6 protein-coding genes are annotated in these 13,190 nt (G+C 47.5%); 5 read left to right on the forward strand and 1 reads right to left on the reverse strand.

The window, feature by feature from the left end; genetic code table 11:
* The first annotated feature begins 103 nt into the window (after positions 1–103).
* The 3 genes from QMA35_RS01990 (at position 104) to QMA35_RS02000 (ending at position 9,492) form a co-directional block, all read left to right on the forward strand.
* Positions 104–562: a hypothetical protein gene (locus QMA35_RS01990; RefSeq protein ID WP_281645454.1), complete on the forward strand. Its 459-nt coding sequence runs from the start codon at positions 104–106 to the stop codon at positions 560–562.
* A gap of 566 nt (positions 563–1,128) precedes the next feature.
* Complete coding sequence (locus QMA35_RS01995; protein ID WP_281645455.1) at positions 1,129–8,655, forward strand: AAA family ATPase; 7,527 nt, start codon at positions 1,129–1,131, stop codon at positions 8,653–8,655.
* A 183-nt stretch (positions 8,656–8,838) separates the two neighbouring features.
* Entirely contained in the window at positions 8,839–9,492 is a 654-nt protein-coding gene (locus tag QMA35_RS02000) for an AMP-binding protein (protein WP_281645456.1), read from the forward strand.
* An 11-nt stretch (positions 9,493–9,503) separates the two neighbouring features.
* On the opposite strand, the gene QMA35_RS02005 is transcribed toward QMA35_RS02000, so the two are convergent.
* Positions 9,504–10,058, reverse strand: a complete 555-nt coding sequence (locus QMA35_RS02005; RefSeq protein ID WP_281645457.1) for a hypothetical protein — start codon at positions 10,056–10,058, stop codon at positions 9,504–9,506.
* Positions 10,059–10,410: 352 nt separating this feature from the next.
* Between QMA35_RS02005 and QMA35_RS02010 the strand changes: the two genes are divergently transcribed.
* Positions 10,411–10,995: a disulfide bond formation protein B gene (locus QMA35_RS02010; RefSeq protein WP_281645458.1), complete on the forward strand. Its 585-nt coding sequence runs from the start codon at positions 10,411–10,413 to the stop codon at positions 10,993–10,995.
* A gap of 353 nt (positions 10,996–11,348) precedes the next feature.
* Positions 11,349–13,154 carry a DEAD/DEAH box helicase gene (locus QMA35_RS02015; RefSeq protein WP_281645459.1) on the forward strand — a complete coding sequence of 602 codons (1,806 nt, stop codon included), beginning with the start codon at positions 11,349–11,351 and terminating at the stop codon, positions 13,152–13,154.
* Positions 13,155–13,190: the final 36 nt, after the last annotated feature.

The following is a 13,190-nucleotide window of genomic DNA, read 5'->3' on the forward strand; positions in this document are numbered from 1 at the left end:
TGGTCGCAATCCAGTTTATCAACAGACTGATTTTCATCAATTAAAACAACTGGTTAGCTCTTAAGTAAGTGCCATTCGATCCTGGGTCAATAAGATAAGCTGTGTGGGGGATGCAGCCCTGAGATGGAATGAAGAAGGCCAAAACAGTACCTTCTCCCTGTGCTTTTCAGAGGAAGAGCTGGGGGAGGCAGCCCATCAAATAATATGGAAACTTTTGGAAGAGAAAAGCTTGGAAGGCTTTGAACAACTGGGAGCTGACGATATGATTGAACTTTACCGCTTGGCTAATTACTACCAGATAGACTTCCTTCAAAATCTTTGCCTGCAGACACTTTTTAAAGCTATTCGGTACAATTTGCTGACCGCTGGTCAGTTAAATAAGCTAAAAGAATTGAAAGTATCCCACGCTGAACTGAGTGATGTATGTAATAACCTTCTTGAAATGATAAATCTTGAAAGCCCATTATTACCAAATCCGACAAGCCCGCTCATTGAACGACCTTCTCCCCAAACGCCTTCTTTCTTTAGGAGACTTCAAGAGAGATTTTGCACCATCATGTAATATCGGGGGGCTGCTGCAAACTCAAATCATGGTAAAGATCCGAAAGGGGGCGGGTCCGAAAGGAGTCAGAGCCGAATGGCACTTACTTAAGCTTTTTCGGGTGATCATTCTTTCTGATTTCTGATCGCATTTCTTCTCTTGGCATGGTCATTAAAGCGTAAGGCTTTGGTCTTCGCCTTAATGCTCTGGGTTCCACCCGTCCGGGACGATTTCCAACGATACGCTGCCCCATAATATGGAGCAAATCATTCACACCCTCCTACTACGAAAATCAGTTCTGTTATAAGTTGGATGGCTTGATCCCATTCTACTCTGGGGGCATTCTCAGGATGAAGTAAGCTCTACTGACATCGAGTCTAACTCCTACAAACACCAACTCACTTTGTCAGCACGATATACAGTCTGGTTACCATTATTGAAGTAATGTGATGCTTCTGTCAGAGGGTAATCCCCCTCAACACAATTTTTGAGCCGATATGTAACTTTTTCAAAGAAATCAGGTCAAATGCTCAGATGAAGGTATTTTTCAATGCCTGTATCAGGGAGACAGTAAAGGATATTCAGGGATGAACACTATGGATAGTTGCTCAGGGGATAGTTACTCAGGGGATAGTTGCTCAGGACGGCTAGTAGCCAGAAAAAGACCCCTCTCAGTCGATGACTCTCGTCAGGGTGGTTTACACGCGGACAAGAACACCTCCCATTTCTGTCGCGCCAAGCGAAGAAATAGTGAACCTGGTAAGCTTGACCAACCCAGAATAGCGACAAGAGCAGTAAGTCTGTTGCCCAATCCGCAAGTCAATGTAGATCCATCTGTTAACTCCGCCCGTTCCTTTGATTTCCGGTTTGTCTCCAGCGACCAGAATGTACTTGATATTCTGGACGACCTCACCGAGAAAAACGAAAGTCAGGAAGTGGTATTAATGACACACCCTGATGGTCTTCAGCGGGATAACCTGACACGCCGCCTGACCTTGGCAGAAACCGGGAAGCATAATACACGGGAAGGTAGGCTGTTTCGGGATCAGAAACCTTTGACTCTCGTTCTGGATATCCGAAACATGTCAGCAAAAGAGCTCACACAGTTTAATGATTTACTAGACCCCGAAAGCCCTTGTCTTTATGACAAACAGACAAAAAAGAAAAGGACACTTGGCTCTCATATCAGCATCCTGGTATTGGCAGCCTCGGAACAGTTAACCGCAACTGGCACCAATGATACTCAAACTCCCGGTGCCGACTTCTGGCGTAGAGTCAATCGTTCCACCAATACCTGGCAACTCACCGAAACCGTATCCGCTGATGAACCGATGGACGTGACTTCTGATCACTGGCTGCCAGAGTACTCTTCTTCTAAGGGGGCTGACAGTACGATTGACTCTGCCATCACTGTCGATCTGCATATTCACCCCGATTGGCGATCTCAGCTCTTTGGCCGAGTGGGTGTCGACAAAGCAGGAAAGATTTGCCATATACCAGGCGTTCTGGAACAGCTAAAGCCCGGTCAAGGCGTTATATTGAAGGGAGCAGACTGGAGTGATCTGGAACTTCAACACCAGATCCGTCAGCTTCAACACGGTAAACGCTACTACAGCAACGGCAATCCCCGCTTATTACCTGACGATATTGTTTTTTTTCAAGCCGACGTCACGGAATCAGAAGTTCATGAATTGCGCCAGTCTTCCATGAAACTGGTCACATCTCCTCCTGATCACCCCGTTATCATTAACAAGGTAAATCTGTGCCAGTGGCTTAACCCGATAACAATTAATCAAGACGGAGTCAGCGTACCGAACACTGCTCTTTTGAATCAAATCTCATCAGGAGCCGCCATTACCATCACTTCGCCACTGAGTGAGTCACAGTGGTTTATGCTGCTGGGTCACCTCAGAGATATAAAAAAGGAAACAGGAAAATCTCCGGAAATCTTTCTGGCGCACGCCAAAAATCAACCAGACTGGATACAACCTCCTGTCGATTCAGAATGTGAAAAAGGCCGTTTGCCAACGAACCTCCATGCGAAAGTCATCACATACGACTGTGAGACACAGTTTTCTGAGTGGAGAGAACAACAATCTTCAGAACCACTGGTCATCCAGATCAACGCACAAACACGCCCCGGCCAACTGTTTGACAATCTCCATGTTCTGTCGGAACAAACACCTCGCTTTGGTCGCAGTACGACACAACTTCAACGGGCTCTGCAGACAGGGTTACCTGTTGTCTTTTTGGGGCTGGAATCCAACCCTGAAATGCAGCAGGTATTGGAATCTCTCTTGTGCCAACCTTCTTCTGTCATAATTAACGGTTCATTACTGGCGTTTCCACATTCCAATATTCATTTCTTTTGGCCGAGTACAGAGAAAAGTTGTTCGACATTATTTACAGAGGTGATTCAGCGTGCTGAAAAGTGCACTGATATCGATATCTGGAATTCCACTGCAGCCCGACACAGCCTCAGCCGTGACTTACTTCCCAAAAAAGAGCTGGAAGCCATTTATGAAGCCTATAAAGAGCTGCCAACGAACCTGGAAAAACATCCGGGCAAACTGCCGACACTCAGCAGCAGTTTATTGGACAACCTTATTATTGCAGCCCGCCATGCGCAAAAGGTTGATGGTGATAAAGACTTACAACCAGCCCATTGGCGAAAAGCGATTAACAGTGTTCTCACTCATAGTGCAAGGCATAACCCGAGGGTTCGCGACTTTTTAAAAGTCATCTGTGAAAGACTCCTGCCCGATGCTGATCATAAAAACTGGGTTGATCGGGAGCGACTGGCTGACATGCTCAATTCTACCACTCATGTAAACAGGGCTTTTATCCACAAAAATTTCTGGTCCCTGGCCAGGGCTTTTGGTCCTGGTGCTTTCAAAAATTTACAACTTCGATTTGATCACCCCAACCCCATGGGCTCAGACTCGGATGTCGTCGATCGAATGGCGGCTTTGCTGATTAAATATGGGCCTGAAGAATGGCGTCACAGCCTGGTTTCAACACTGCGCCCCAAGAAAGAGCTGGTGAGCAACCGTCCAAAACTTTCCAATCACTCTTCCCGACGGCTAAAGAGGCTGGAAGATGCCCTGGCCAGTGGCTGGGAGTTCTCGGAAAAGGGTCTCTGTCGCACGCAACAAATAACCACTCTTGCAAGAGAATGTTATGCCATAGCCAATAACACCGCTCTGGATAATAACCAGCAACGTGAGCTGATCCGGGTAGAGCTGAACAAGAGCCTCGCATGGAAGAGACACAGCAAAGCGCCACTGGACGAGTTGACAGACGACCTGCTTCTCGGAAAAACCGACCAGTCTGACCGGGAACGGCGAAGACTCAGCCGCCTGAAAGACAGATTATCTGAGTCACCGGTTGTTTTCATTCAGGGCGAAACAGGCACAGGAAAAAGTTACTTTGCCGCTAAAATGGCTCAGGCCGCGGGTGCGTCAAAGGTTATGTCCATAGGGCCATCCACGGATGATAGCGAGCTGGTGCAGCGCTGGGTGTGGCAAGACAATCAGGATGAAACTGATCGCAGCATGGTGCGCCTCAATCAAGTCTTACTCCAGTGGATACAGAGTACTCCCGAGACAGAGGACAGCTATGTCACTCTGATCATGGATGAGGCCAACCTGGCTCAGAACGGACTGCTGGATACCCTGAGGGGGTTATGGGACACGCCTCCCCGTATTTTTGCAGATGGCCAGCCGGTACCTGTCAGTTCCAGGCATCGCGTTATCTTGACGGGTAACCCCGATAGCTACGCAGGGCGGCATATGAGTTCTGCTTTGCAGGAAAAGATGCAGCGGGTTTATTACCCTGCACTGGACAAATCCTTCCTGCAGGACAGAGTCGTTGAACCAGCCCTGTATCAGTATTTACGAGCACACTGTACTGATGAAACAACCGCTCAGCAGATAACCCAGCAAGCGACTCAAGGTGTTCTTGCCCTCTGGCAACATTATCAGAAACTTCTTCCCGAACATGAATTCACTCCACGTGACCTGACGGATATTTGTGCCTGGGTTGGCTGGTACCTTGATCAGTCAGCGTCGTCCATACAGGAACTATCCAGCCAGGAACTATCTAGTGAGTCTGTTCATGCACTGGTATTACAGAGTTTCAGGGATGTATTTGGCCATGAGGCCCAGGAGCAGGCGCAAGAGCCTATCCATGTCATTGAGCACTGGTTTAGCCATCACTTTCCTGTCAACCACACCATTTTGGCAAAGGTACAAAGTCATACCCTGCAGCTGACTAGAAACTGGTTCACGTTTGAAACACATCAAAAGTGGCCAGATTTTGATACATCTTCTGCAGCCGTATCGAATCTGGCCGAAGCGCTACTTCAGGATTTGAGCCGTACCCAGCACGCTTTCCAGTGCAATAGAAAGCATGGTGGCCGCCAGGCGACTCTGGTAGAAGGTCCAACAGGGCGAGGGAAGGATGCCACCTTGCGGCTTGCAATACAGAGTTTTCAGGCTCACATGGCGTCTGAAAAACAGCCCATGCCAGTCATCCACTACCTTAATGCCTGCGACTGCTCATGGGGCACACTACGCAGCCATATCCAAAAAGCAAAAATCAATGGGGAGATTCTGGTCATCTCAGAGATGAACCTCATTGACAGCCAACACCTGGAAGGAGAACTCAATGACATACTGGCCGGAGATGCCCATCCTGGTTTCCATCTATTCGCTACAACAAATCCACCACATTACGCCGCCAGAAAGCCTCTCTCGCCAGCACTGAAGGGCCGATTCAGACACCTGCCTATCAGGGAATACAGACAAAATGAGCTTACATCCATAGCAGTCAGGCTCTTGCCAGAAACGCAGGCTGGTAAAACCTGGGCAGAACAGATGACAGATTATCACTGCCGCCTCAGGCACCACCTGCAGGAAAAAAACATTGCGGTACAGCCCACCAGTCTCGACCTTCAAAACCTTGCACGCGCGGTGGCAACACAATCTTCTTCCAGCCCGGCCGAGATTAAAAAACTTTTTGAGCAGCACTACAGGCTGTACTTACTGGCAGCCAGGCTAACCGTCGACACACTACCGCCCCTGTCACCTCATGGAATAGCCACAGCACCTTTAGATCTACCGCTTTGCAAGTGGCTGAACACGACTCTCTCTCCCCTTGACCATCCCTGGCTGATCAAACGAGGAGGTGTCAATGCTATTCATACCAAAAACCATGAAATAACCCTACAAGCTGGCCTTGAGGAATCAGAAGCCCATCATCAAGTCATTAAACTCGTCGCAGAGGTACGGTGGCAGTCATCAGGAATGTCCATTCAAGCCCCAGACAACGAAGACACTCTTGTACAATCATTTTATGTTTTATGGCAGCGACATTGGTTTCAACACAATTTCCCCCACTTCAATAATGCCGATATTGATAAATATTTCCCCTCAACTCGCGCTCAATCGCTCACACTGAATCTGGCTGCCAACCAGCGCTACCTGGCGCAAATCGAGACATTTTTGAAGACAGCGGATCACACAAAACCACAGCTGCAGGCTGGCAACTGGGCACAGATAAAAGACATTCTCAAGCATCCTGTCAGTCATTATTCAGCTGTTGAGCCAAAAGAACAGGATGAAATAAAATCATCAAAAACCGCACCAGCACTGGATACACAAGCCGTTTTGCCGTCTGCAACTCCGAAGATACTTGATAATGACACAGACTATGACTCTCAATCGGTTCTTCCAACGCATGAGTACAGAACATTTAACTGTTTCCGTGATCCTGGAATGTATCGCTTGCGAGTATTTGACTTGGCAGCCATACCAAAGGGAAGGCTAATAACAACCCGGCAAGGAAGGGGAGAGTATGGCCTTGAAGTCGTTCTTCCCGGGGTGATTCCGGAACAAGGAACACTCAGTTTGGCCAATAACCAAACTTATGGAATAACCACACTTCCACACCTTCAGGAAAGATGGCTTTATTTACCAAGCCTGACGGCTGGTGAAACAATCAGAGCTGTGAAGTTAATACCCGGGAAAAATTTTTCCCTGATGCGGGATCGTTACACTGGTTTACATATGATCCACGTGCCTGATGCCACGCCTGAGGAAAATGTCGCTATACACTACGTTGTCGAGACGCCGAATACGGAGAAAAACAACCATAGATGTGGAGGACAACACCAAACGTTATTTACAACAGGGGAACCAATCAGGCCAGATGCTACCTGCCCCCCCGAAATCAGCAAAGAAATAGAGAATCTATTCAGTTCAAAATGCCTGCAAACACTTCCTGAAGATCAGCAGATGTTACTGAGTGATATAAAAGAAGCTCATGATCCGGAAACTCGCATCTCACACATTTCTATGTACTGCATGTGTTTTTGTGGTGAGTCTAAAACGAAGGACACCAACTTATTACGCTTTTTACTACAAGAAAGACAAGGAGCCTGTAGGCATAGAACCCCGATTTTTGTTGCACTGTGTCGCTATTTTGGTATACCAGCACGAATAATCTCAAGTGCAAGTCATACATACCCAGAGTACTCTCTGGATAACGGAGCAACATGGAAATCCGAAGATCTGGGGGGATCACCTTCAAAAATTATTAAGCATGAAAATAACTTTCCTACCGGGAAAAAAGGTATTTCTCTGGCGGCAGGAAGCCAAAAACTAAACGACACACTGAGAGGAATGAACCCACAAGAGATGGCAGCCATGGCTCAAGCACTTGGCATCACCTCGGAAGAGGTAGTCAGTTCCGCTCATTCAGGGCTGGCTTTACCTGCGAGCCAGACATTTTTAACAAGGGCGGAAGTGATAGAAAAACTGTGGGAGCAAGGTTCTGAATCTGGATTTTCACTGGGTTGTCGGTTTTTAAAGGATCTGGATAAATTAGATTTTCACGAAAGAAATCTGCTGGGGTGCTGTACTACGAAGAGCAAACAACTTGCAGACGCTGTTATTTACGCGCTTGAAAAGTCTGTCCCACCTTGCATTATCACTAAAGAGCTGAAGGAGTTACACCATACATATGTCGTAGACGACCAAGTATCCAGTAGTCACTGGCAACATACCATTCAAGAAATGTTTGAAGGCATTAAAGATCGCTTCGGCATTGAAAGTCACCAGATGCTGGTTATTGCTCAAGTGGCACTTGAAAATAACTGGCTGTCACCAGCTGATGAAAACAGTACTAGCTACCTTCCGCTCCTTGCTTTACTGAATCAGCTACATTCCATCAATATATTGAGACCGTTCGTGCAAAAAAATTTGCTCAATTGGTACATTCATTGTCAAACAAAACAAATCGATATTCTGAATAAAAATAAGTTTTTACCTGACCCCAACCATGGTAGAAGCAACAACCTACTCAAGATGGTCACAGGTTCACACGGTGGATATTCTCCCACTCTAGAATCAGCTTTGAAAAGTGATGATCTGCTACCGGCATGGACAGATGAACCAGAAGGCATTCCCGATATTGAACGACTGCTGACAAGTCATTCCGCCTTTCCCTTGTGTCGTTCAGGTAAAAAGAAATGCCGATCTGTCATTATGGTTGAATGCCCAGAATGGGGAAAAACAAACATTAAACAGAAAACCTCCGGTCTGTTGCTTCGCTGCGCGAATAGTGAGCTGACCCTCAAGGCGCCTCTGGCAAAAGCAAACGGAACCACTGAGGATCAACGACAGAGGAACAGCATAGAAAATCCCCTTGCTGAAAATAGCTATGAATATTGGCAGCTAAGGGATAGCTGTAGTACAGCTATCAAACATGCTTTTGCGCATTATTTATATCAAGCGACGGACTGTAAAGGAGGAAACCTCACAATCGTATTGAATAGCGCTCTGTATGAGTCGATAGGCAACAACAAGTATTTCGGTTCAGTAAAGCCAAGATCGCCGAGTGAAACACTGTCCTCTTTAAACCATTTAGTAAATAACCGTGCAAGGGATTGCTTGGACAGCAGCCTAATAAAGAAAGCTTTCAAGAATGAAAATGCTCTGATTTTAAAAAGAGAAGATCTGAATGTTATTTTCAACGAATTTCTTGAACGCTTGGATATTGAATCACTTTATCAAGAAGATGGTGACCGCATTAAAGGTGTGATTAATCCGTAAAATATGAGTGAGGCCTATTATGAGTGAGGCCTATGTAGGCGACCTATGTAGGCGACCTATGTACGGGGCATGTATGGTCCCGTACATAGCTCCGATGCAATATTCTTTTCAACTGTTGATGATGGTTTTGTCAGCGTATAGTGGCGCTAAGAAAGATAGCAATAACAAATATAAGAGCATGATATGGATACAGTAGTTCCAGTAACAGATCCTGTTTTATCAATCGATACAGCAACTCTTTTGCATACCATAGAGCGTGCGTTTGATCAGTTTGCGGATCAGGCAGCCATTGAAGCTTCCGGACAATCACTAACAACCTACCAGCTAGATGAGTACTGCATATACTTTGCTGCCTATTTACAGCGTGAAGCAAGGCTCCATGCTGGGGATGTTATAGCGGTTCAGGGCGTAGAAACTGTTGCCGGGTTGGTGGCTGTTTATGGTGCTGTTCGGGCTGGGTTGCAGATATTGGTGCTTGATAAAAGCAACTCATTGGAACAGCTTGCCGCAACAGGGGTGTTAGAGGGCTGTCATCTCCGGTTATTTGTTCAGGCTTATCCAGGGCTGTTTGGGAAATCTGCAGTGCATGTGTTTGAGGAAAATACACCTCTTTTGCTTTCCAATGCACAAACAGCCAGTTTTAAAAAAGTGTTGCAGAAGGCAGATGCCAGCCTATGGCTCAGGCCGAGTTATGTTGATCAGAAAAAGAGCCGGATTTTTGGTGTAGACAACGACCAAAAGGCCGCTCAGGAAACAAATACAATTACCCTTACCCTGCCACAGCCTCTACGCTCCTGTTTTGAAGCGCTGATAACTGGGCAGATTATACGATTTTAGGAATCAAAAACTCAGGGCATCATCCTTAGATTTTGAAGACCAGACTTCACTAAGTTAATAGCTGGGTTGCCAGCAAATCCCAGGGCCTGAAGGCCAAGGTATGCGCCTATGAGGTTAAATACACCGAGGTTGGCAACTCTTCTCAGGAGGCGACGCTCCGGCAGCTCCTGAGTCAAAGCTAGTTTATCGGCTGGTGGCGCTCCCAGTAGTTTGGTTACAAGGTATCCGCCACCAATAAACATTGGCATAGTCCCAAAGATATTGGTGAATGTGAGCCCGGCTGCAGGAAGAGCTGGTAATGCAAAACAGCAGACAGGGCTCATTATCGGTAAAAAGGTGATAGCTGCGGCTCCGGCAACCAGCCCTCCTAAAAGAGCTGTGGTGGGTACGCGGTTCTTAATTTCTTTACCTGCGACCCCTGCAAGACCAACACCCATCATGACATGGCCCAGAACACCCTTAACATCACCTAAGACAGTGATTCGACCGGCTTTATTGGCATCCGGATAAAGGGTTTCGAGAGGGATTCTCGAATTTGGGTGATATTGTACTTGTGTGCCGTCCATAGCTCACTCCATCGATTTAAAGCTACCTGCCTTACATAGAGTGCTCTTGGAGCGTGAAGTTCCGGGACTTAGACCAAGGTCTCATACCTATAGATGAGTCTTTGACGAGGAAGCGTTCTCAATTAAGCATACGACTCAGTGGCGCTGAAAGCCGCCAGACGTTAGAAAGTCGTGTGAAAATCGTAGTATTCTACATTGAGCAAGCCTGACGCAGCGTATGGCGGCATTTCAGCAATGCTGAGTTCGATGCCTAATTGAGAACGCCCCCTGGGGTTTACTGAATTTTGTCGTGGGCCGGTGTACGTTTGGATGCCCGGTCAATAATAATTTGAGAGTTATCAGGAGCATTACTTTGGTTGCAGATCGTTCTTCTTTTACGCAACTCTGGCAGAGTTTGCTTTCTTCTCCATTACGAACACTACATGGCTGGCAGCAAAAGCGCCTTACCTGGCTGATTATGCTGGCAACAACTCTTTTTCTTGAAGGTTGTGCTCTGTTTTTCCAGTATGTGATGCTGCTTGATCCCTGTGAGTTATGTGTTTATCAGCGTCTGGCTATTGGTTTGCTGGGAGTTGTTTCGCTCATTATGTTGATTGCGCCATCGAATATTTTCATTCGTTTGAGTGGTTACAGTTTATGGGTTGTTTCCGGACTTTATGGCTTACAGAAAGCGATGATCCAGACTGGCTCCTATGAAACCTTTAACACCATAAATCAGTCGTGTAATTTTTATCCAACTTTCCCTTTTGAATTACCTCTGTATGAGTGGCTGCCTTCATTGTTTATGCCTACCGGTTTTTGTGGTTCTGATGACTGGGCTCTGCTTGGTCTGAATATGGCGGAGTGGATGGTGATTGTATTTGGTATTTATCTGCTGGCAGCGGCTGTGTGCATTTTCAGCAGTGCCTGGTGCTGGATTCGTACCGAAAAACGATAAAAAGTCTCTAAAATCTGTTCTAGAGTTGCTTGCCTTTCTGTTGGTTGTGGTAAACTTGCCGCTTCGGGCAGAAGGTTGAGCCTTGAAGGCAGTATCTGTTTCCCCTTTCTTTGGTGACGGAACCAGTACTTAAGTACTGGTTTGCAGAGCACGCCTTCCAAACCATGAAGTATAAAAACATGGTCTATAAGAGAACCTACCAGTCCGGCATAGGTGCAAGCCGATACGGCGTTGTGCCATTTTGGAGCGGGTTTGCCAAATTCTGAAATTTGAATGATTTTCGGTAGCCATTGCCTGGCGTTTCCCGTTAGAATCGCCCGCTTTTTTACAATTCTTACAGGCGCACATTACTTATGCCCGAAACCCAGACTGATACAGTTACCGCTTTTGACCAGCTGCCATTGTCGGATGCCGTGCTGCGTGCCGTTCGTGATGTGGGTTATGAAACCCCGTCACCGATTCAGGCGCGAAGTATTCCTCATCTGCTGGAAGGGCGGGACCTTCTCGGTCTGGCCCAGACTGGTACCGGTAAAACAGCTGCTTTTGCACTGCCCGTACTGTCCCGAATTGATGCAACCATGAGCGACACTCAGGTTCTGGTGTTGTGTCCTACCCGAGAACTGGCCATTCAGGTTGCTGAAGCCTGCCAGACTTACGCCAAACATATCCCGTCTTTCCATGTACTGCCTATCTATGGCGGTCAGGATATGCGCGGGCAGCTCCGTGGCTTGCACCGTGGAGCTCAGGTTGTTGTCGGTACTCCCGGCCGGGTTATGGACCACCTTCGCCGTGGCAGCTTAAAGCTGGAAAACCTGAAAACTGTTGTGCTGGACGAAGCTGATGAAATGCTCCGCATGGGCTTTGTTGAAGATATCGAGTGGATTCTGGACCATACCCCAAACCAACGTCAGACTGCGCTGTTCTCCGCGACTATGCCTCCGGCTATTCGCCGTATTGCGGACAAGTACCTGACAGATCCTGTTTCTGTTGAAATTCGTGCAAAAACCACCACTGTAGACACTATTACTCAAAAGGTATGGATGGCCAGTGGTCTGCACAAGCTGGATGCCTTGACCCGCATTCTGGAAGTCGAAGACTTCGATGCCATGATTATTTTCGTGCGTACCCGTTCTGCAACCACAGAACTGGCTGAAAAGCTGGAAGCTCGTGGTTTCTCGGCTGCTGCGCTGAATGGAGATATGAGTCAGGCGCTTCGCGAGAAAATGGTCGAGCGCCTGAAAAAAGGTTCTCTGGATATTCTGATCGCTACCGATGTAGCGGCTCGTGGTCTGGACGTTGAGCGTATCAGCCACGTTGTAAACTACGATATCCCTAATGATACCGAAGCCTATGTACACCGCATCGGTCGTACAGGGCGTGCGGGTCGTCAGGGTACTGCAATCCTGTTTGCCGCTCCTCGTGAGCGTCGTATGTTGCGTGCTATTGAACATGCGACTCGCCAGAAGATCGAACCTATGCGCCTGCCTACTCAGCGCGATGTTCGTGATATCCGTATTAAAAACTTCAAAGAGCAGGTTTCTTGCACTATCAGCAATGAAGACCTGACTCCGTACCGTGAAATCATCAATGAGATGATTCAGGAACAGGCTATTGAAGTTGAAGATGCTGCAGCCGCTCTGTGCTTCCTGGCTCAGAAAGAACGTCCATTCCCTGATGGTAATGAGCCCGAGCCTCGTCAATGGGAAGAGCGTGAGCGTCGCCCTCGTCGCGATGATCGTGAAGATCCTCGTAATCAGGGCAAGAAACGCTACCGTATCGGTGTTGGCCGTGACCATGGCGTAAGCCCTGGCGAAATCGTTGGTGCGCTGGCGAATGAAGGCGGAATCTCTGGCCGTGATATTGGTCATATCCGCTTGTTCGACAAGTTCTCCACTGTTTACCTGCCAGAAACTCTGGACCAGGCCGTACTGAGCACCATGAGCGAAATCAATGTTCGCAATCAGGTGTTGGGACTGCGTGAGTGGAAAGAGAGCCCCAACGGTGGGCGTGGTCGAGGTGAACGAGGTGATCGTGGTGGCTACCGTGGTAACCGTGATCGAGGTGGAGAGGATCGTTCCCGCCGTCGTCCAAGTGGTAATGGCGAGCGTCGAGGTGGTTATCGCGGCAATCGCAGCGATGATAGTCGCGGTAACCAATAAGACTTCATAAGACTTCATAAGACTTCATAAGACTTA

This window comes from Parendozoicomonas sp. Alg238-R29 (genome assembly GCF_947331445.1).
In the GTDB taxonomy this organism is placed as follows: Bacteria; Pseudomonadota; Gammaproteobacteria; order Pseudomonadales; family Endozoicomonadaceae; genus Sansalvadorimonas.

Excerpts from the sequence above, each read along its gene's own strand:
- QMA35_RS02015 (WP_281645459.1), top strand. The coding sequence starts at position 11,349 with ATGCCCGAAACCCAGACTGATACAGTTACCGCTTTTGACCAGCTGCCA.
- QMA35_RS02000 (WP_281645456.1), top strand. The coding sequence starts at position 8,839 with ATGGATACAGTAGTTCCAGTAACAGATCCTGTTTTATCAATCGATACA.
- QMA35_RS02005 (WP_281645457.1), bottom strand. The coding sequence starts at position 10,058 with ATGGACGGCACACAAGTACAATATCACCCAAATTCGAGAATCCCTCTC.
- QMA35_RS01995 (WP_281645455.1), top strand. The coding sequence starts at position 1,129 with ATGAACACTATGGATAGTTGCTCAGGGGATAGTTACTCAGGGGATAGT.